At 69.0% G+C, this 19645-nt stretch carries 17 protein-coding genes, 1 pseudogene and 1 riboswitch; of the genes and pseudogenes, 11 read left to right on the top strand and 7 right to left on the bottom strand.

Going from position 1 to position 19645, the window contains the following annotated elements:
- Window positions 1-10: 10 nt before the first annotated feature.
- Both ACFWAY_RS27145 and ACFWAY_RS27140 read left to right on the top strand, forming a co-directional pair.
- A complete protein-coding gene (locus ACFWAY_RS27145; RefSeq protein ID WP_378512844.1) occupies window positions 11-1330 on the top strand; it encodes a monooxygenase in 1320 nt (439 codons plus the stop codon).
- Window positions 1331-1405: 75 nt separating this feature from the next.
- Entirely contained in the window at window positions 1406-2473 is a 1068-nt protein-coding gene (locus ACFWAY_RS27140; protein ID WP_378512843.1) for an alpha/beta fold hydrolase, read from the top strand.
- A gap of 2 nt (window positions 2474-2475) precedes the next feature.
- Here ACFWAY_RS27140 and ACFWAY_RS27135 read toward each other — a convergent pair whose 3' ends face one another.
- Window positions 2476-3186 (bottom strand): TetR/AcrR family transcriptional regulator, encoded by a 711-nt coding sequence (locus ACFWAY_RS27135; protein ID WP_378512842.1) that lies wholly within the window; start codon window positions 3184-3186, stop codon window positions 2476-2478.
- Between ACFWAY_RS27135 and ACFWAY_RS27130 the strand changes: the two genes are divergently transcribed.
- The 3 genes from ACFWAY_RS27130 (at window position 3179) to ACFWAY_RS27120 (ending at window position 5467) form a co-directional block, all read left to right on the top strand.
- Window positions 3179-4270, top strand: a complete 1092-nt coding sequence (locus tag ACFWAY_RS27130) for a hypothetical protein (protein WP_378453573.1) — start codon at window positions 3179-3181, stop codon at window positions 4268-4270. The two genes, ACFWAY_RS27135 and ACFWAY_RS27130, sit on opposite strands and share 8 nt — an antisense overlap.
- A gap of 34 nt (window positions 4271-4304) precedes the next feature.
- Window positions 4305-4778, top strand: coding sequence for a YbaK/EbsC family protein (locus ACFWAY_RS27125; RefSeq protein ID WP_141471143.1), 474 nt, complete (start codon window positions 4305-4307; stop codon window positions 4776-4778).
- A gap of 179 nt (window positions 4779-4957) precedes the next feature.
- Complete coding sequence (locus tag ACFWAY_RS27120) at window positions 4958-5467, top strand: flavin reductase family protein (protein WP_378453600.1); 510 nt, start codon at window positions 4958-4960, stop codon at window positions 5465-5467.
- Between the two features lie 5 nt (window positions 5468-5472).
- Here the strand turns inward: ACFWAY_RS27120 and ACFWAY_RS27115 are convergent, their stop codons facing one another.
- The 4 genes and pseudogenes from ACFWAY_RS27115 to ACFWAY_RS27100 form a co-directional block, all read right to left on the bottom strand.
- On the bottom strand, window positions 5473-6099 hold the full coding sequence (locus ACFWAY_RS27115) for a hypothetical protein (protein WP_378453574.1): 627 nt from the start codon (window positions 6097-6099) through the stop codon (window positions 5473-5475).
- 49 nt (window positions 6100-6148) lie between these two features.
- Window positions 6149-6217, bottom strand: coding sequence for a putative leader peptide (locus ACFWAY_RS27110; protein WP_369325290.1), 69 nt, complete (start codon window positions 6215-6217; stop codon window positions 6149-6151).
- Between the two features lie 28 nt (window positions 6218-6245).
- Window positions 6246-7541 carry an aminotransferase class V-fold PLP-dependent enzyme gene (locus ACFWAY_RS27105; protein WP_378453575.1) on the bottom strand — a complete coding sequence of 432 codons (1296 nt, stop codon included), beginning with the start codon at window positions 7539-7541 and terminating at the stop codon, window positions 6246-6248.
- 51 nt (window positions 7542-7592) lie between these two features.
- A riboswitch (SAM riboswitch) is annotated at window positions 7593-7707 on the bottom strand.
- Window positions 7708-7786: 79 nt separating this feature from the next.
- Window positions 7787-7981 (bottom strand): annotated as a pseudogene (locus ACFWAY_RS27100) (mammalian cell entry protein); the annotation flags it as partial.
- Between the two features lie 146 nt (window positions 7982-8127).
- Here ACFWAY_RS27100 and ACFWAY_RS27095 point away from each other — a divergent pair.
- From ACFWAY_RS27095 to ACFWAY_RS27080, 4 genes are read left to right on the top strand one after another with little or no spacing between them, the layout of a single operon-like run.
- Window positions 8128-9609, top strand: a complete 1482-nt coding sequence (locus ACFWAY_RS27095; RefSeq protein ID WP_378512841.1) for a purine-cytosine permease family protein — start codon at window positions 8128-8130, stop codon at window positions 9607-9609.
- Window positions 9610-9637: 28 nt separating this feature from the next.
- Entirely contained in the window at window positions 9638-10264 is a 627-nt protein-coding gene (locus ACFWAY_RS27090) for a TetR/AcrR family transcriptional regulator (RefSeq protein WP_378453577.1), read from the top strand.
- A complete protein-coding gene (locus tag ACFWAY_RS27085) occupies window positions 10261-11259 on the top strand; it encodes a nitrilase-related carbon-nitrogen hydrolase (protein ID WP_378512840.1) in 999 nt (332 codons plus the stop codon). Before ACFWAY_RS27090 ends, ACFWAY_RS27085 begins: the two co-directional genes overlap by 4 nt.
- Window positions 11256-12281: an agmatine/peptidylarginine deiminase gene (locus ACFWAY_RS27080; RefSeq protein ID WP_378512839.1), complete on the top strand. Its 1026-nt coding sequence runs from the start codon at window positions 11256-11258 to the stop codon at window positions 12279-12281. The genes ACFWAY_RS27085 and ACFWAY_RS27080 overlap by 4 nt, the downstream gene beginning before the upstream one ends.
- On the opposite strand, the gene ACFWAY_RS27075 is transcribed toward ACFWAY_RS27080, so the two are convergent.
- Window positions 12278-13513: an RNA polymerase sigma factor gene (locus ACFWAY_RS27075; RefSeq protein WP_378453580.1), complete on the bottom strand. Its 1236-nt coding sequence runs from the start codon at window positions 13511-13513 to the stop codon at window positions 12278-12280. The two genes, ACFWAY_RS27080 and ACFWAY_RS27075, sit on opposite strands and share 4 nt — an antisense overlap.
- Window positions 13513-14214, bottom strand: a complete 702-nt coding sequence (locus tag ACFWAY_RS27070) for a YciI family protein (RefSeq protein WP_378453581.1) — start codon at window positions 14212-14214, stop codon at window positions 13513-13515. The genes ACFWAY_RS27075 and ACFWAY_RS27070 overlap by 1 nt, the downstream gene beginning before the upstream one ends.
- Window positions 14215-14434: 220 nt before the next feature.
- On the opposite strand from ACFWAY_RS27070, the gene ACFWAY_RS27065 reads away from it, so the two are divergent.
- Window positions 14435-18325, top strand: a complete 3891-nt coding sequence (locus tag ACFWAY_RS27065) for a Pls/PosA family non-ribosomal peptide synthetase (protein WP_378453582.1) — start codon at window positions 14435-14437, stop codon at window positions 18323-18325.
- Window positions 18286-19638: a M1 family metallopeptidase gene (locus ACFWAY_RS27060; RefSeq protein WP_378453583.1), complete on the top strand. Its 1353-nt coding sequence runs from the start codon at window positions 18286-18288 to the stop codon at window positions 19636-19638. Before ACFWAY_RS27065 ends, ACFWAY_RS27060 begins: the two co-directional genes overlap by 40 nt.
- Window positions 19639-19645 lie beyond the last annotated feature (7 nt).

The raw sequence follows: 19645 nt of genomic DNA, 5'->3' as shown, positions 1-19645 counted from the left end.
GACAGCCGCCATGACGCACCGGACGACCCCGGTCGGCAACGCCGTAGTCGTCGGTGCCGGAATGGGGGGACTGCTTGCCGCGGCGGCTCTCGCCGGAACGTTCCGAAGCGTCGTCGTCCTCGACCGCGACATCCTGCCCGACACGGCCACCGCGCGCAGGTGTGTGCCGCAGGCCCGGCACGTGCACGCCCTTCTCGCCGGCGGGCAGGCCGCGATGGAGGACCTCCTTCCGGGGTTCGTGGCCGAGCTCCTGGCCCTCGGCGCCACCGCGGGCGACGCACTGGGCGACATCCGGTGGATCGTCGACGGGCATCGGATGGCGCGTGAGATCAGTGGGGTCCCCGGCATTCTCGCGAGCAGGCCGCTCGTCGAGTGGCAGATGCGCAGACGGGTCGAGGCCCTGCCGACTGTGCGGATACTGGACCGTTCCGACGTCACCGGCCTCACCGTCGACGGTGGGCGGGTGACGGGCGTGACCGTGCAGCACCGGGGCGGCGTCCCACCGGAAGTCATCGAGACCGATTTCGTCGTGGACTCGTCCGGCCGCAGTTCGCAGACTGTCGCCCGGCTCGGCGAGCTGGGGTTCGCACCGCCGTCCGAGTCGCAGCTGGCCGTGGACGTCAGCTACGCGACGAGGCACTTCCGGCTCGAACCGCCGCACCTGGACGGGGATTCCGGCATCGGGATGGCGCCGGGACCGTCGAGTCCGCGCAGTGGATTCATGGGCGTGCAGGAGGACGGCACCTGGATCGTCACTCTCGCCGGGTACGGGGAGGATGTGCCGCCACTTGATCCGGACGGCTTCCTCGACTTCGTGAAGTCGTTCCCCGCACCGGACATGTACGACGCACTGCGCACGGCCGAGCCGGTGGACGACGGCGTGCGCTACCGGATTCCGACGACCGTCCGGCGGCACTATTCCGCGGACGATCTGCCGTCGAATTATCTGCCGTTCGCGGACGCCATCTGCTCGTTCAACCCGATCTACGGCCAGGGCATGAGCGTCGCCGCGGTGGAGGCGACGATCCTGCGGGACTGCCTGCGGTCGGGGCGGACGCATCTCGCTCGCCGGTTCCTCCGCGGGGCGAACCGGTGCATCGATGCCGCGTGGACGCTCACCGTCGACAACGATCTCCGGATCCCGGCCGTGCCCGGGCGGCGGTCGGCGCGGGTCCGGTTGGTCAATGCGTACACGTCCCGGCTCGATCGGGCGGCGTCCGTCGACCCGGCCGTGGGGTCCGCGTTCCTCCGGGTGACGCATCTTCTCGACCGCCCGGGGACGCTGCTCCGCCCGGCGACGGTGCTGCGGGTTCTGCTCGCCTCCCGCTGACGGGCGAGCGCGAGATTACCTGTATGTTGACGTCACAGATACCTGAAGGGTCTGCGCCGCCATGAGAGGAAATCCGTGCTCGACATCGCCTGGAACCCGACGCTGAACACGCTGACCCGCAACGCCTGGCGACTGTCCTTCGGCGGCGGAATCGCCCCGGTCCAGCGAACCCCGTCGACGCGCATCCACGAGGCGCCCCATCAGGACCTGTACCGATACGACACCACCGAGACCGACGGCGGCCGGCCCGTCCTTCTCGTGCCCCCGCTCGCGGCGCCCGCGCACTGCTTCGATCTCCGGCCGGGCCAGAGCCTGGCCGCGCACCTGGTCGGTTCGGGCAAAGCGGCGTATCTCGTCGACTACGGCTCGATGGGCTACTCCGACCGCGGCCTCGGGTTCGAGGACTGGATCGACGACTTCATCCCGGCGGCCGTCGACCGGGTGTCCCGGCTCCACGACGGCGCACCCGTCGACCTGATCGGCTGGAGTCTCGGGGGAACGATGTCGCTGCTCACGGCTGCGGGCCGGAACTATCTGCCGATCGGCTCGGTGACGGCGATCGGCACACCGATCGACTACGAGTCGGTGACCATGATCGCGCCACTACGAATGGTCGGCCGGTTCACCGGCGATCGCCCCCTCACCACCGCGACGCGGGCGATGGGCGGGCTGCCCGCGCCGCTGGTCCAGGCGAGTTACCGCTTCACCGCGCTTCAGCGCGAGCTCACCAAGCCGTGGTTCATCGCCCGGAACCTACACGACACCGAGACCCTCGCGCGCATGGAGTCCATCGACCGGTTCATGGCCGACATGCCGGGTTATCCGGCCCGGTTCTTCCGCCAGGTCTGCACCCAGCTGATCCTCGGGAACGCGCTCGCCGCGGGGAGTTTCGAGACCCGGAACGGCGCGATCACGCTGGCCGATCTCGCGGTGCCGGTTCTCGCGATCGGCGGCACCGAAGACGTCATCGCGCCGATCCCGTCGGTCCGGGCGGCGACGGACGTGCTCACCGGTTCTCCGTCGGTGCGGTTCGAGTCCGCGCCGGGCAGCCACCTGGGACTCGTCGCGGGACCGAAGGCCAGGGACTCCACGTGGGCGCACATCGACGGCTTCCTCGACGGGGTAGTCGCGCAGACCGCCTGAGATCAGGTCAGCCCGGCCCTCGCGACGGCGCCCGCGAACAGTGCGGTGACCGCGGCGCCCATCGTCGACTGATCCACTTCCTCGGGGTCGACGGAGTGTTCGAGCACGAGGCCGGAGATGAGGGCCATCAGCGAGATGGCCGTGGTGCGGACGTCGAACGTGTCGTCGACCGCCCACTCCCGTGCGCGTTCACCGATCAGCTCGATGAGCCTTGCCCGCAGTTGCCGCCGCTCCCGCAGGTACGCCTGCGCGATCTGCGGGTCGCGTGCGGCGAGCACGCCGAATTCGAGCACCAGCAGCGACCATCCCGGCTCGCGCACCATCCACGACGCGACGGCCTCGCCGCCTTTGCCCGCGGCGTCCGAGGGGTTCATGCCGGCGATCTCGGCGAGGACCCGTCCCGCCAGTTCGAGTGAGCGCGCCGCGAAGAGTTCGGCGAACAGGTCCTGTTTCGACTCGAAGTTCGAGTAGACCGCCCCCTTGGTGAACCCGGCCCGGCGCGCCACCTCGGCGAGCCTGGCCGCGCTGAAGCCACGTTCCGCGAATTCCTCCGCCGCCGCGTCGAGGAGGCGCTGACGCACGACGTCACGACCGGGACGCGTCGTGGGCGCCCATTCGGTGTGACGACTGTCCGGTTGACGATCTTCAATCACGATACCTAGGGTATTCAATACCCACGGTATCGACAAGGATCGAGGACGCCCGATGACCATGACCGACAGCGAATCCCCCACCCCGGCTCCCGTGCACCACGACAGTCCGGTGTCGAAGTACGGCGCACCGAAGGTGATGGTCGCGCTGGTCTTCGGCGTTCTCCTCCTCCAGCTCGGCTTCATCCTCAGCTACGTGGCCGCGTTCCATCAGCCCACGCCCCGCGACATCGAGATCGGTGCCGTCGCAGCGGAGGGACTGCCCGCAGGCACGGACCAGCAGGTCGCCGACCGGCTCGATGCGATCGACGGCAGGCCGCTGCGCGCCCGTGTCGTCTCGGACACCGCGGAAGCCCGTCGACTCCTCCACGACCGCGAGATCCAGGGCGCGTTCGTCGTGAACCCTGTTGGCCCCGACACCCTGATCACGGCGAGTGCGGGCGGCAGCTCCATCTCCAGCGCGCTCGAATCGGTCTTCGCCGAGGTGGAGAACAGTCAGGGTCGCCAGTTCACGGTCCGCGACGAAATTCCGGTGGGCGCGCACGACAACCGCGGACTGTCCGGCTTCTATCTGGCGGTCGGGTGGGTGGTCGGCGGCTATCTGCTCGCGGCGGCGATCGGCCTGTTCATCGGCGCCCCGCGGACCCTGCGTCAGGCGTCCGTGCACACGGCTGTCCTGTTCGGCTACGCCGTGCTGTCCGGTGCCCTCGGCGCCCTGATCACCACTCACGTACTCGGGACGTTCGCAGGCCACTGGTTCCCGCTGTGGCTCCTCGGAACGGGTGTCGTCTTCGGCACCGCCGTGTTCACGCTGGGGTTGCGTGCCTCGATCGGCATCCTCGCGGTGCCTCTCGCGATCGCCGTTTTCGTCATTCTGGGCAATCCGAGCGCCGGCGGGGCGTTCGGTTCGAACGTCATCCCCGCCTTCTACGCGGCCATCGGACGCTGGATCACCCCGGGCGCCGGCACGGAGGGAATTCGCAGCATCGTGTACTTCGACAACGTGGGGCTGGGACAGCCCGCCGTCGCCCTCGCGCTCTACTCCGCGGTCGGGCTCGGACTGCTGTTCGGGTTCACCGTCCGGCGCCTCCGGAACCCGGAATCGACTACGCCCCGTTCCGATGTCGTGTCGGACGACGCTTCTTGATGTCGTTCCGGGGGAATGGACCTACTCTTGGTTCATGCCGACGCCCCTGCACCCCCACGCCGCGCATGTCGCCGAGACTCTGATCGCGCGAGGACACCATGGGGTGATCGTGACCCAGCCCGACTCCACCCACTCCGCGGCCGAGGCGGCGGAGTCTCTGGGGGTCGATATCGGGGCCATCACCAAGTCGCTGGTGTTCCTTCTCGACGACGACCCGATCCTGCTCCTCGTGTCGGGGGCGCACGAGGTGGATCTGGCGAACACCGGCAAACGTCTGCAGGGAAATCTGACCCAGGCGCCCCTCGACATGGTGCGGATCGCGACCGGCCAGCCGATCGGGGGTATCGCCCCGCTCGGCCATCCCACGAACCTTCCGACCTACGTCGACAACGCCCTGTCCGAGTACGCGGAACTGTGGGCGGCCGCCGGGCACCCGGACACCGTCTTCCGCACGTCGTTCTCGGAGTTGGTTCGGATCACCGCGGGCCTGGCGATCGACGTCGACTGAATCCCGGGCGGTTCACGCCCCTATAGTTGACGTCAGATCTCGTGAACGAGAGTGACGTGAGCGAGAATGACACAGTGCCCACACGGGCCGACCCGGAGAATGATTTGTCCGACAGAGCCGAGAACGCCGAAACCGTCGATGGTTCGGACCTCCCCCGCGACCCTCAACTCGCCCCCGGAATCTGCGCAGAGGATTACCGCGCAGCCCTGCGTCGTCACCCGGCGGGCGTCACCATCGTGACCCTCGACGCGGGATCCGGCCCCGTCGGCTTCACCGCATCCTCGTTCTCGTCCGTCTCACTGGACCCGCCGTTGGTGTCTTTCAACATCGCGAACACCTCGTCCAGCATCGAGGCACTCCATTCCGCGGATTCGCTGGTGATCCACCTCCTCGGCGAGCACCAGCAGCACCTGGCTCAGCGATTCTCCCGAAGCGCCGACCAGCGGTTCGCCGACGTGTCCCTCTGGGCGCGACTCGACACCGGCGAACCGGTCCTCCACGGAACTCCCAGCTGGTTGCGGGTCATCGTGGACCAGCTGATTCCCGTCGGCGATCACACACTCGTCATCGGCCTCGTCACCCGAGTCCATGCCGAGGCAGACGACGATTCCGCGTCGGCTCCCCTGCTGTATCACGAGGGCCGGTACTACCGGCCCACGCCGCTGGGTTCAGCGAACAACGGCAACTGACCTGCTCAGGACGCCAGTACCCGCTCGCGGAGGGGGAGGTCGAAGCGACGCAGTGCTTCGTCGACGGCGTCGGCGGAGGTGACGAGACCTCGCTCCTCCAGCCACGGGAGGGTGCCGTCGACGAGCTGCTCCAGAACCCTGGGCAGCGACAGCGGCAGCAGGGTCACACCGTCGGCGACGCCGGCCGCCTGGATGTCGGCGATGAGCCCGGCAAGGCCGACCGGAGTTCCGATGTACTGCAACGACAACGGAGCACGCGGTGTCTCCAGCGCGCTGTCGAGGAGGGCCAGCTCCTTACGCGCGGCGCGGGCCTCTCCGGCGATGAGCACCTCGAGGTCCACCAGGACGGTGACGCCGTCGGGGTCGCGACCGTCGGCGACGAGTTCGGCGCGGATCCGCGCCCGTTCCTGCTGCGCCTCACGCAGATCGGACGCCCGGATACGGACGACGTTCGGCGGGAACGACGTGAGGTCGAGCTGATCCGTCGAGTCGGCGGTCAGGTCCACCCAGTAGTCCGCGCCGTTGATCGGCCGCGTGCCTGCGGCACCCTCGGCCGCCGGGTGGTGGCCCGATCCGGTCAGTTCGACGGCGACGCGAAGGGGACGGGAAGCGAAGACATTGTCTCGAGACATTGGGGTTCCTCGGGAATGACGTGTGAATGAAACGGAGCTGGAAGACCGGTCAGCTCGAACACATACCCGAGGCGGTTCGGCACAGATCGACATGCCGACGGCACCAGTGAGCAATCATTGTGCTCCCAGCCTGCGATGCCATGCGGTCATACTAGCGCGTCCCGCGAAAAACGAGTCTCCGGCACCGGATTCCACTGGCCGCTCTCCTTGGCGTAGGTCCAGTTCCGGCGCCCCGCCACCAGGGTGCGCACCGCGTCGACCAGCCGATCCACGTCCTCGGAGCAGCTTCCGAGACCCACACTCACGCGCACGGCGCCGTCGGGCCGGCCGAGGCGTCCCAGCAGCGGATGGGCGCAGAAACGCCCGTCGCGAACTCCGATTCCGTGCTCGGCGGACAGGTAGGCGGCGATCTCTCCCGGCTCGAACCCGTCGATCGTGAACGTCACGATCCCCACGGTGTCGGGCGCGTCCGACCACAGCCGCAGGAACTCCAGGCCGTCGACGGAGCCGAGGCCGTCGAGGAGCCGGCCGGTGAGCGCCGCCTCGTGTTCGGCCACCGTGCCGAAGTCCAGCTCGGACAGCGCATCGCACGCGGCGGCGAGCGCCGCCGCGCCGAGCACGTTGGGCGACCCCGCCTCGTGCCGGGCGGGGGCGGGCGCCCACTGGGTGGATTCGACGGTCACGTTCCGGACCGCTCCGCCGCCTGCGAGGTAGGGCTCGGCGGCGTCGAGCCAGTCCCGGCGGCCCACCAGCACGCCGGAGCCGAAGGGGGCATACAGCTTGTGCCCGGAGAAGGCGAGGTAGTCGACACCCCACTCCTCGATGTCGATGCGTCGGTGCGGTGCGAGCTGAGCGGCGTCGACGAGAATCCGTGCGCCGCAACGATGCGCCACCTCGGCGAGGGCGGCGATCGGCAGCACCTCGCCGGTCACGTTGGACGCTCCCGTCACCGCGAGCAGGGCGGTGGGCTTGGAGCACAGTTCGGCGACGAGCAGGCGGACGGTCTCGTCCAGCGTGTCCGCCGCCCTCACGACACGAGAGTTCTTCCACGGCAGCAGGTTCGCGTGGTGCTCGATGTCGAGGACCACGGTGCTGCCGGGGACACAGCCGGCGAGCAGATTCAACGAGTCGGTCGTGTTCCGGGTGAAGACCACCACCTGGTCCTCGCCGGCTCCGACGAACCGGGCGACCGAGTCGCGGGCCTTCTCGTAGCACTCGGTCGACACCCGCGACGCGTAGCCGGCGCCGCGGTGCACGCTGGAGTACGTCGGAAGCAGTGCCCCGATTCGGTCGGTCACCTGCGCCAACGCCGGCGCACTGGCGGCGTAGTCGAAGTTGACGTAGGTGCAGTCACCGCCCTGAACGAGCGGAACCCGCAGGTCGGAGCCCGAAACTTGAGCCAGGGGGGCAACACACACGTCAGCGGTCAATACAGCAGTCATCACGACATCCCTAGTAGTCAGGGACTCGTCGCAGGGTCGGTGCCCTCTCGGAGTCCGCGCTTGCCGGATCCGGTATGGACCTCAGCCTGGTCGTCACCCGGAGCACCCCGCCGCGGTGGAGGGTTGCCGACCAGCTAGCCGGGGCTTGACGCTGGTACTCGTGACCTGTTTCGAAGATTGCAGGATCGACGCGCAGTTGTCAACCCGAAACCCGGGAGTCCGGGATCCGCGCCCGTGAACTCGCGTCAGTTGGGGGTCGCCGCGCGGAGCGGGGCGAGCTGATGTGCAATCGGGTTGAGGGCCAACCTGTTCGGGTCCTTCTTGGGTGTGCAGTCCCACGGCCGCACGGCGGCGGGGTCGCCGAACACGATCCGGTTCGCGCTGCGGACGCCGAGACTGCCCTGCGGAGCCGCACAGGACGCGGCGGTGTTCTGCGGGAAGCCCGGTCGTCGTAGCGCAAACTTCGCACCGCCATCGGTGGTGCACGTCGCTCGCAGGTCTTGACTGAATTTTCAGTTTGGAATATCTTCGGTACCCAACAGGACGTGATGACGGTCACCTCCGCCCCCAGAATGTGAGGTCCGCAGTGTCCACGAATCTCGACCCGGCGACGCCCCTCGACGACACCGCCCCCTCCCCGCCGGAGGACCGCTTCGGACACGTCGAAACGATCGGCGTGGAGTACATCCCCGAATCGGAGCGCGATTCGCGACCGCTCAACATGCTCGCCGTGTTCTTCGGCGGCAACCTGGCGTTCTCGGTGATCGTGTTCGGCTGGCTCCCCATCACGTTCGGGCTCGGGTTCGGCAGCGCGGTCGCGGCCAGCGCGGTCGGCATCGGCCTCGGCACGCTCCTCATCGCTCCCCTGTCACTCCTGGGTCCGCGCACCGGCACGAACAACACCGTGTCGAGTGGTGCGCATTTCGGAGTGAGCGGACGGATGATCGGATCCGGTCTCACGCTGCTCTTCGCCCTCGCGTACGCCGCGATCGCGGTCTGGACCTCGGGTGACGCGCTGATTGCCGCCGCCCACCGCCTGCTCGGCACCCCGGTCGACAACGGCATGCTCGCGCTCGGCTACGGCATCATCGCCGCCGAGATCGTGGCCGTCGCGCTGTTCGGCCACGGCACGGTGGTCGCGCTCCAGAAGTTCGTGCTGCCCGTCGTCGCCGCGCTGCTCCTGCTCGGTGTCTTCGCATTCGGTGGTCGCTTCGACGGCGGCGCGGGCGGCGGCGACTATCTCCTCGGCGGATTCTGGCCCACCTGGATTCTGGCCGTGGTCCTCGCCGTCGGCGGTCCGTTGTCGTACGCCCCGACGCTCGGCGACTACAGCAGGCGGATCTCCCGGGTGCGGTTCAGCGACCGTTCGATCGTCGCGGCCACCATGGCCGGCATCTTCTTCGGACTGTTCCTGACCGCGGCGTTCGGGTCGTTCACCGCCTCGACGTTCACCACGCTCAGCGACTCCTACGTTGCCGACCTGGTGGCGGAGGCGCCCGGTTGGTACGTGCTGCCGATCGTCCTCGTCGCCCTCGCGGGCGGACTCGGGCAGGGCGTCCTCAACGTCTACGCCAGCGGCCTCGACCTGGAAGCGCTGATCCCCCGGTTGCGCCGCGTCCACACCACGCTGATCACGTCGGCGCTCGCGGTGGCCCTGCTCTACATCGGCGTCTTCGTCGTCGACGCCGTCGATTCGATCACCGCGATGACCCTGGTGCTCAACGGTTTCGCCGCGCCGTGGGTGGCGATCAACGTCGCCGGCTTCCTGATTGCGCGGCGAGGGCAGTACGACGCGGTCGACCTCCAGGTCTTCAACCTGGGCCGCAAGGGTGGGCGGTACTGGTTCACCGGCGGCTGGAACCTGCGCGCCGTCGTCCCGTGGGCGGCCGGGTCGGTGTTCGGCATCCTCGCCGTCGACACGTCGCTGTACTCCGGGCCCCTTGCCGACATCGCGCACGGTGTCGATGTCAGTCTTGTCGGATCGTCGGCCATCGCCGTGGCCGGCTACCTCGTCGCGCTGCGACTGTGGCCCGAACACGTGGCCCCGGTCGAGGCGCCGACGTCCTAGGACGACACGAACCGAAGGAGATTCACCGATGAGCGAGCGACGCGATGCGATTCTGAAGGCCAGCGCGACGGCCATTGCCCAACGAGGTATCCGCGGGCTTCGCGTCAACGATGTCGCCGAGGTCGCGGGCGTGTCGCCGGGCCTGCTGTACTACCACTTCAAGGATCGCATCGGCCTCCTCGAGGCCGCCCTGAACTACATCAACGACCGTGCGCGCGCCTACCGCAGCGAGGGTGAGGGATCGAGCGACTCCGCCCGCGACCGCCTCACCCGCTCTCTCCTCGGGGAAATTCAGGATCGCCCCGAGGTGCTGGAGAACTCGTTGGCCTGGAACGAGTTACGCGCCGCCGCCGTGTACGAGGTGGCACTGCGGGAGCCGCTCGCCCGCACCACCGCGGCCTGGGTCGCCGAGATCGCCGACGCGATCGGGCAGGCGCAGGCGACCGGAGAGATCTCCCCCTCGCTCGACCCCCAGCGCACCGCGGTCACGATGACCGCCCTCGTCGAGGGACTGTCCGGGCGGTGGCTCTGCAAGGAGATCACCACCGAGGACGCCCACGCCCACCTGCTCGGCGCGATCGACGTCGTGATGTCCGAACCCACCCACCCCACTGCCGACACCCCCGTCACATCCACACCGAAGGAAGAACCATGACCATCCGCACGATCACCGCACTGCCCGCACCGTCCTCACCGGCGCGCTTCACCGAATCCGCCCGCACGCCGCTGCGGGTCGGGCTGGTGCAGCACCGCTGGCGTCCCGATGCGGACGCATTGCGCACCGCGTTGACCGACGCGATCGGCGAGGCGGCCGCACTCGGCGCCGCGGTGGTGTTCCTGCCGGAACTCACGCTGTCGAAGTACCCCGCCGACACCCGCGCGACCGGGACCCCCGGCCGCGACGCCGAGGAGCTCATGACCGGGCCGACGTACCGTTTCGCGGCGGCCGCCGCTGCCCGGCACGGGGTCTGCGTCCACGCCTCCCTCTACGAACGAGCCGACGCCCCGGACGGTCTCGGTTTCAACACCGCCATCCTCGTCGCCCCGTCCGGCGAACTGCTCTCCCGGACCCGCAAGCTGCACATCCCCGTCAGCGCCGGCTACTACGAGGACATCTACTTCCGCGGCGGTCCCGCCGACGACGCCTACCCCGTCTACCGCCCGGCCGAACTGGACGGTGCCGCCATCGGATTGCCGACGTGCTGGGACGAATGGTTCCCCGAAGTCGCGCGGATGTATTCGCTCGGCGGCGCCGAAATCCTGGTCTACCCCACCGCGATCGGATCGGAGCCGAGCGTCCCGTCCTTCGACACCCAGCCGATCTGGCAGCACGTGATCGTCGGAAATGGCATCACCAGTGGCACATTCATGGTGGTCCCGAACCGCTGCGGCAACGAGGGGGGCATCGACTTCTACGGTTCCTCGTTCATCTCCGACCCCTACGGCCGCGTGCTGGTGTCGGCGCCCCGCGACGACGAGGCGGTCCTGGTGGCCGATCTCGACCTCGATCAGCGCAAGGACTGGCTCGACCTCTTCCCGTTCCTGACCACCCGCCGGCCGGACACGTACACCCGGCTGACGGATCCCGTGGACCACGAGCACCCCTACGGACTTCCGGCGACGCTAACCGCCGCGGAGACCCGGTCATGACCTGGCGGATGCCGAGCGAGACCGAACCGCAGGACCGGGTGTGGATGGCGTTCCCGCCCGTCGGGGCCTCGATGACCGCGACCGCGGACGACGCGCACGAGGCGCGGACCGCGTGGACGGCCGTCGCCCACACGATCGCCGAATTCGAACCGGTCACCATGGTCATCGATCCGGCGGACCGGACCGTCGCCCGGCAATACCTGTCCTCCGACATCGACGTGGTCGAGGCTCCCCTCGACGACGCCTGGATGCGCGACATCGGACCCACGTTCGTCCTCGACGAGAACGACCGTCTCGGTGCCGTCGACTGGACGTTCAACGGCTGGGGACAACAGGAGTGGGCCACCTGGGGTCGCGACCGGTCGATCGCCTCGGCTGTCACCCGGTGGTCCGGTGCGGAGCCGGTCCCGTCGTCGATGGTCAACGAGGGCGGCGGGATGCAGGTCGACGGTCGCGGCACCGTGCTCGTCACCGAGACCGTGCAACTCGACCCGCTGCGCAACCCCGGCCTGGACGCGGCGGGAGTCGAGGCGGAGCTCGCGCGCACGATCGGTGCCGAGCACGTCGTCTGGCTCCCTCGCGGCCTGACGCGGGATTCCGAGAAATTCGGCACCAAGGGGCACGTGGACATCGTCGCGGCGCTGCTCGCACCCGGGGTGGCTCTGGTGCACTCCCAGCGCGACCGATCCCACCCCGACCACGAGGTGACCGCCGAGATCCTGAAGGTGATGTCCGACAGCTGTGACCGTTCCGGTACGCCGTGGCGGATCGTCGAGGTGCCCGCCCCGACGGTCCTGCGTGACGAGGAGGGCTGGGTCGACTACAGCTACATCAATCATCTCGTCGTCAACGGCGGCGTCATCGCGTGCGGCTTCGACGACCCCCACGACGCCCTCGCCCGCGACATCCTGTCTAGCGTCTACCCAGGTCGCCGCGTCGTCACGGTCGATGCCCGGCAGATCTTCGCTCGGGGCGGCGGCATCCACTGCATCACCCAGCACCAGCCTCGCGGGCGGATCTAGCGGGCACTGTTCTCGCTGTCCACCTCCGCGAGCCGCCTCACCAGGAATCGCCGGGTCGGTTCGTTCGCCGCCAGGCCGATCGCGGCGCGGTACTCCGCGCTCGCCTCCGCCGGCCTGCCCGCTCGGCGCAGCAGGTCGGCGCGGGTCGCGTGCATGGTGTGCGTCCGCGCCAGCCTCGACTCCCCGGCGAGCGCGTCCAACTCGGCGAGGCCGGCGTCGGGGCCGTCACGGAAGCTCACTGCGACAGCACGATTGAGGCGGACAGCGGGCGAGTCACCGTACGTGGCGAGTTCGTCGTATCCGGCGACGACGGTGTTCCACTCGGTGGCCGCCCAGTTCGGCGCGGTCGCGTGGGCGGCCGCGATCGTGGCCTGCGCGCCGTACGGACCGCCTCCCCTGCGCCGTGCGGCCCGCAGGCACACGACGCCTTCCTCGATCTTCGCCCGGTCCCAGCGCCGACGGTCCTGGTCCTCGAGGGGGACGAGATCACCCGCGCCGTCCGTTCGCTGGGCGCGCCTGCTGTCGTGAAACAGCATGAGCGCCATCAGCGCCCACGCCTCACCCTCGTCGGGCATCAGCTCGCACAGCAAGCGGCCGATCCGCAGCGCCTCCTCGCAGAGTTCGTCCCGGATCGCGGTGTCGCCCGACGTCGCCGAATAGCCCTCGGTGAACACCAGATAGATGCAGGCGAGCACCTGCGGGGTGCGCTCGGGCAGCAGATGGTCGGGCGGAACCCGGAACGGGATACCGGCCGTCCGGATCTTCGACTTCGCGCGGCTGAGCCGTTGGGACACGGTCGGTTCCGGGACGAGGAACAACCGGGCGATCTCCGCCGGCCTCAGCCCGGCCACCAGACGGAGAGTCAACGCGACCTGCGACTCCGGAGACAGCGCGGGGTGGCAGCACGTGAACATGAGCCGCAACTGGTCGTCCCGCACCGGCCACACCTCTTCCTCGTCCGGAGGCGGAACGAGCCGCGCCGCATCATGCTCCTTGTCGCCGCGCAACGACTCCCGACGCAACCGGTCCAGTGCCCGGTTGCGGGCGACGGTCGTGATCCAGGCTCCCGGGTTCTTCGGCATCCCCGCCCCCGGCCAGCTGCGGATCGCTTCGGCGAACGCCTCCTGCACCGCGTCTTCCGCGAGGGACAGATCGCCGACCATCCGAGCCACGGTGGCCAGCGCCCGACCGGACTCCTCCCGGAAGACGCGGCTCAGCGTGTCGCCGTCCATTACTCGGCGAAGGCGACGATCTGCCGGAGTTCGATGCAGCCTTTCGGCGACACCGGGATCTTCGCCGACAACGCGATCGCGCTCTCCCGGTCGTCGGCTGCGAGCACGTACAGGCCGTTCGCGACCTCGGCGGTTTCGGCGAAGGGGCCGTCGGTGAGAAGAAGTTCCCCGTCGCGGACGCGGATCGTCGTCGCGGAGTCCGGCGGATACAGGGCTCCGCCACCACGCACCGCGGACCCGGCGAGGCGACCGAACTTCTCGTGCTCGGCCATCCCCTCGTCCCACTGGGGTGTTCCCGGTGACACCGCCGCCGCCACCGGTTCGCGGAGCAGCGCCATCCAGCAGCCTTTTTGATCGGTCACGGGCATCCACTCGAACATCGGCCACAACTCGATGATCGCCTCGGGGATGTGCCGCGCGACATTCAGCACCTCGTCCAGGTCCGGTCCCTCGAGAACGTAGAAGCCGCCGATCACCTCCGCGGTCTCCGCGAACGGACCGTCCGTGATCAGCGCGCGGCCGCCCTCGTTCCGGATGGTCGCCGCCTCCGCGCTCGGATACAAGGCACCACCTCCGACGATCGCGGAGCCCGCTCTCTCCGTGAACGCCTGGTGGCGCGCAACGGCCACCGCGAACTCCGGACTGTCCGGTGCCCATTCGGTGGCGTTCTTCTCGTCGGCCAGCAATGCCAGGTAGTACATGAGGTCATCCTTCCTCGAAAAGAAGGAACTCGGGTGCTCCTTCTGACCAGACGACGAAGAAGCGGGGGAAACTTCGACATGTGAGATGAGAGAAGTGGCAACTGCGGGTGAAGAATGGTCGAAGAAGCTTTGCCAACCACCAACTGTTCACCATCTGGCCACTTGATCGTGAGATAACGAGCCGTACGCACCACCACCCGCTCAGAGAAGGAATTCTGGATTGTCTCTCCAGTCGCCGACGGATTCGGACCTGTCGCTCCGTATACCCCGGGAATTCCTCCGCCGTGAATTCGCACCGGCGCCGCGCACCCTCGTCGACATCCTGGTCGCGACGGCCGAGGCGAACCCCGAAGCCCCGGCGATCGACGACGGCTCGACGTCGCTGACCTACCAGGAACTGCTCGAGGAGATCCGGCAGACCGCGGAGGTCCTGGCCGAATCGGGAGTCGGGGCCGGCGATCGCGTCGGAATCCGTATGCCCTCCGGGTCCTGCTCGCTCTACGTCGCCATCCTGGCGACGCTCGCCGTCGGCGCCGCCTACGTGCCGGTCGACGCGGACGACCCCGAGGAACGCGCCGAACTCGTGTTCGGTGAGGCGCAGGTCCGGTGCGTGGTGACCGGCACCGGGATCACCGCGGGCACGGCGCCGGCCAGGGCCGAGTCACCGAGCGCCCGCCCGCCGACCGTCGACGACGACGCCTGGATCATCTTCACCTCCGGATCCACCGGCACCCCGAAGGGTGTCGCGGTGAACCATCGCAACGCGGCGGCGTTCGTGGATGCCGAAGCCCGGATGTTCCTGCAGGAAGACCCGATCCGGCCCGGAGACCGGGTACTGGCCGGGCTGTCGGTCGCGTTCGACGCGTCCTGCGAGGAGATGTGGCTCGCGTGGCGTCACGGCGCCTGCCTCGTGCCCGCGCCCCGGTCCCTGGTGCGCAGCGGCATGGACCTCGGCCCGTGGCTCGTCGCACGCGACGTCAGCATCGTCTCGACGGTGCCGACCCTGGCATCGCTGTGGCCGGCCGAGGCCCTCGAGGCCGTGCGCCTGCTGATCTTCGGCGGCGAGGCCTGCCCACCCGAATTGGCGGAGCGGCTCGCCGTCGACGGACGCGAGGTGTGGAACACGTACGGCCCCACCGAGGCGACCGTCGTGGCCTGCGGCGCGCGGATGGACGGCAGGAGTCCGGTCAGCATCGGTCTCCCGCTGGACGGCTGGGACCTCGCGGTGGTCGACGGATCCGGTGAACCCGTACCCGAGGGCGAGGTCGGCGAACTGGTCATCGGCGGTGTCGGTCTGGCCCGCTACCTCGACCCCGACAAGGATGCCGAGAAGTACGCGCCGATGCCGACACTCGGCTGGGATCGCGCCTACCGCAGCGGCGACCTCGTCCGCCTCGACCGCCGCGGACTCCTGTTCCAGGGTCGCGCCGACGATCAGGTGAAACTCGGTGGCAGGCGGATCGAACTGGGTGAGGTCGACAACGCCCTGCAGAACCTTCCCGGCGTCGGCGGTGCGGCCGCGGCCGTGCGCAGGACCGGTGCCGGTCACCAGATCCTCGTCGGCTATCTGGCCAGCACCAACCCCGAATTCGACCTCAAGGCGGCGCACGCGGCGCTCACCGAGCAGCTGCCGGCGGCGCTGGTTCCCCGGCTGGTGCGGGTCGACGAACTCCCCACCCGCACGTCCGGCAAAGTCGACCGGAACGCCCTGCCCTGGCCCCCGCCGGGTGTCGACGACGCCGCGGAGAAACTGGGGCTCGAGGGCACGCAGGCCTGGGTCGCCGGGCTGTGGACGGCGATTCTCGGCGCCGAGATCACGGGCTCCGACGACGACTTCTTCGAGCTCGGCGGCGGATCCCTCTCGGCAGCCCAGCTGGTCACGGCACTGCGCGAACGGTTCCCCGAAGTGACGGTCGCGCAGCTCTACGACCATCCGCGGCTCGGTTCGCTCGCGGAATACCTCGACGAGCTGGCGCCGATCGACGCCGCCGAACCCCGCATCGTCACGCCGACTCCGCGTCGAAGCCAGCTCGCGCAGATCGCGGCCACGGTTCCGCTCACCACACTCACGGGCCTGCAGTGGGTCACGTGGCTGGCCATCGCGAACAACGTCTTCTCGTGGTTCACGACGGTGTCGTGGGCTCCCACGGTGTCGTGGTGGTGGATTCTGCTCGCGTTCCTCGCGTTCATCAGCCCGGTCGGCCGGATGGCGATCTCGGTGATCGGTTCACGGATCCTGCTGCGCGGACTCGAACCGGGAACGTATCCCCGAGGCGGCAGCGAGCACCTGCGACTGTGGGTCGCGCTGCGCCTGACGGAGGCCAGCGGCGCCGCGAACCTGTCCGGCGCGCCGTGGATGCTCTACTACGCGCGGGCGCTCGGCGCCAAGGTCGGCAAGGGAGTCGACCTGCACACGCTCCCGCCGGTCACCGGCATGCTCGAACTCGGCGACGGTTGCTCCGTGGAACCCGAGGTCGATCTGTCCGGGCACTGGGTCGACGGAGACGTCGTCCACATCGGTGCGATCAAGATCGGTCCGGGTGCGTCGGTGGGTGCCCGGTCCACGCTGGTTCCCGGCGCCACCATCGGGCGCAACGCCGAAGTCGAGGCCGGTTCCGCCGTCTTCGGACGTGTGAAGGCCAATCAGCACTGGGCCGGTTCACCGGCGGTCAAGGTCGGCAAGGCCGTCCACCCGTGGCCGGAGGAGACCCCGCGTCGCGCGTCCTACTGGGTGCCGATCTTCGGCGTGACGTCGATGCTCATCGCCGGACTGCCGATCTTCGCCCTCGTCGCCGGCATCGTGGTCATCGGGTGGTGGATCCGCGACGCCGGCACGATCGGGTCCGCCGTACTTCAGTCGCTGGTGATCCTGCCCGCCGCGACGCTCGTCAGCCTCGCCGTGTTCGCCGTCCTCACCGTCGTGTCCGTCCGGTTGCTGTCCATCGCGCTGCGCGAGGGGTACCACCCGGTTCGTAGTCGCATCGGCTGGCAGGTGTGGGCCACCGAACGACTCATGGACTCCGCCCGCACCTTCCTGTTCCCGCTGTACGCGAGCCTGCTGACGCCGGGATGGCTGCGGTTGCTCGGCGCTCGGATCGGCAAGAACGTGGAAGCGTCGACCGTCCTCATGCTGCCGAAGTTCACCACCGTGGCGGACGGCGCGTTCCTCGCCGACGACACGATGATCGCGAGTTACGAACTCGGCGGCGGCTGGATGCACATCGAACACGCGAAGGTCGGCAAGCGCGCCTTCCTCGGCAACTCCGGGATGACCGGTCCCGGCCGGCGGGTCCCGAAGAACGGTCTCGTCGCGGTGCTCTCGGCCACGCCGTCGAAGGCGAAATCCGGTTCGTCCTGGCTGGGCAGTCCCCCCGTCCGCCTCCGTAGGGCGCCGGGCGACACCGACGCGTCCCGCACGTTCCGTCCCCCGGTCCGGCTCAAGGTCGCGCGCGCGTTCGTGGAGACGTGCCGCCTCATCCCGGTGATGGTGACGTTCGGAATCGGCCTCGGCGTGCTGTTCGCGCTGCAGGCGATGGCCGACCGCGTCGGCTTCTGGCTCGCGGCGCTGGCCAGTGGAATCGTCCTCCTCGTCGCGGGCGCGGTCGCCGGGCTGATCTCCGTGATCGCGAAGTGGCTGGTGGTGGGTCGGATCGGGAAGATCGAGCACCCGTTGTGGAGTTCGTTCGTGTGGCGGAACGAGGTGTCGGATGCCTTCGTGGAGACCGTCGCCGCGCCCTGGTTCGCCCGTGCCGCCACCGGCACTGCCGTGCTCAACGTCTGGTTGAGGGGCCTCGGCGCCACCATCGGCAAGGGTGTGTGGTGTGAGACCTATTGGCTCCCCGAGGCGGATCTCGTGACGCTGGGCGACGGCGCGACCGTGGAACGGGGGTGTGTCGTGCAGACTCACCTGTTCCATGATCGGATCATGTCCATGGACACCGTCATCCTCGGAGCGGGCGCCACCCTCGGCCCGCATTGTGTCGCGCTGCCCGCCGCCCGGATCGGCGAAGGCGCCACGGTCGGTCCGGCCTCACTCGTCATGCGCGGCGACACGGTGCCGCCGTCCACGCGATGGCAGGGCAACCCGATCGCCCCGTGGCCGGCGACGTGAAGCTCGACAAGGGGATCGACGAGCCGGTCGATCCGTACCTCCCCCAGAACGGCAACCGCGGGTACCGGGTGTCCCGGTACGAACTCGACCTCACCTACAAGGTCCACAGCAACCGGCTGGCAGGCAAGGCCACGATCACGGCGGTCACCACCGAGGCCCGTACGCGGTTCGCGCTGGATCTGGCGTCCAACCTGCACGTCACGAAGGTCGCGACCAACGGTTCCCGCAACACGAAGTGGCTGCACCGGAACGGCAAGCTGATCGTCACGCCTGCCCAGACGATCCCGGCAGGCGGCGCCCTGGTGCTCACCGTCCAGTACGGCGGTACCCCGAAACCGATCCGCAGCGTGTGGGGCGAGGTCGGCTGGGAGGAACTGTCCGAGGGCGCACTCGTCGCCAGTCAGCCCAATGGGGCCGCGTCCTGGTTCCCCTGCGACGACCACCCGAGTTCGAAGGCCAGTTACCGCATCTCGATCACGACCGATTCGCCGTACTACACGGTGGCCAACGGTGCACTGGTCAGCAAGCAGACTCGGGCGAGCCAGACGACCTGGGTGTACGAGCAGACCGAGCCGATGGCGAGTTATCTGGCCACCATCCAGATCGGACCGTACGAACGCCGGAGCTTCGCGTCGGGCGGTGTTCCGATGTTCGCCGTCCACCCGCCGCGACTGCGTGCGTCGTTCGACGTGGACTTCGGCAGGCAGCCTCAGATGATGGACGTGTTCGGCCGGTTGTTCGGCCCCTACCCGTTCGCCGACTACACGGTGGTCGTCACGGACGACGAGTTGGAGATCCCGCTCGAGGCGCAGGGACTGTCGATCTTCGGCGCCAATCACTGCACCGGCCGGCGCTGGTCCGAACGGCTGGTGGCGCACGAGCTCGCCCACCAGTGGTTCGGCAACAGCCTGACACTCGGCCAGTGGCGGGACATCTGGCTGCACGAGGGCTTCGCCTGTTACGCGGAGTGGATCTGGTCGGAGAACTCCGGTGGGCCTTCGGCGCACCGACTCGCAGTCCAGGCGCATCAGGGCCTGGCCCGGAAACCGCAGGATCTGGTGATCGCCGATCCGGGGCCGCAGTTGATGTTCGACGACCGCGTCTACAAGCGCGGCGCGCTCACGCTCCATGCATTACGACGCCGGCTCGGCGACGACAAGTTCTTCGCGTTGCTGCGGCAGTGGACTCTGGCTCATCGTCACTCCACGGTCACGAGTGAGCAGTTCACCGACCTGGCAACCCATTACACCGACGAACCGCTGCGCCGGCTCTGGGATTCCTGGCTCGGGGAGAAGACCCTGCCACCGATGTGAGCTGCGG

Source organism: Rhodococcus sp. NPDC059968 (assembly GCF_042738615.1).
Taxonomy (GTDB): Bacteria; Actinomycetota; Actinomycetes; order Mycobacteriales; family Mycobacteriaceae; genus Rhodococcus_F.
This window is presented reverse-complemented; position numbering and strand designations above follow the sequence as displayed.

Coding starts and splice junctions, on each gene's coding strand:
- ACFWAY_RS27080 (WP_378512839.1), top strand. CDS start 11,256: ATGACCTGGCGGATGCCGAGCGAGACCGAACCGCAGGACCGGGTGTGG.
- ACFWAY_RS27070 (WP_378453581.1), bottom strand. CDS start 14,214: ATGTACTACCTGGCATTGCTGGCCGACGAGAAGAACGCCACCGAATGG.
- ACFWAY_RS27115 (WP_378453574.1), bottom strand. CDS start 6,099: ATGTCTCGAGACAATGTCTTCGCTTCCCGTCCCCTTCGCGTCGCCGTC.
- ACFWAY_RS27085 (WP_378512840.1), top strand. CDS start 10,261: ATGACCATCCGCACGATCACCGCACTGCCCGCACCGTCCTCACCGGCG.
- ACFWAY_RS27145 (WP_378512844.1), top strand. CDS start 11: ATGACGCACCGGACGACCCCGGTCGGCAACGCCGTAGTCGTCGGTGCC.
- ACFWAY_RS27130 (WP_378453573.1), top strand. CDS start 3,179: ATGACCATGACCGACAGCGAATCCCCCACCCCGGCTCCCGTGCACCAC.
- ACFWAY_RS27125 (WP_141471143.1), top strand. CDS start 4,305: ATGCCGACGCCCCTGCACCCCCACGCCGCGCATGTCGCCGAGACTCTG.
- ACFWAY_RS27105 (WP_378453575.1), bottom strand. CDS start 7,541: ATGACTGCTGTATTGACCGCTGACGTGTGTGTTGCCCCCCTGGCTCAA.
- ACFWAY_RS27075 (WP_378453580.1), bottom strand. CDS start 13,513: ATGGACGGCGACACGCTGAGCCGCGTCTTCCGGGAGGAGTCCGGTCGG.
- ACFWAY_RS27060 (WP_378453583.1), top strand. CDS start 18,286: ATGGCAGGGCAACCCGATCGCCCCGTGGCCGGCGACGTGAAGCTCGAC.
- ACFWAY_RS27090 (WP_378453577.1), top strand. CDS start 9,638: ATGAGCGAGCGACGCGATGCGATTCTGAAGGCCAGCGCGACGGCCATT.
- ACFWAY_RS27135 (WP_378512842.1), bottom strand. CDS start 3,186: ATGGTCATCGGGCGTCCTCGATCCTTGTCGATACCGTGGGTATTGAAT.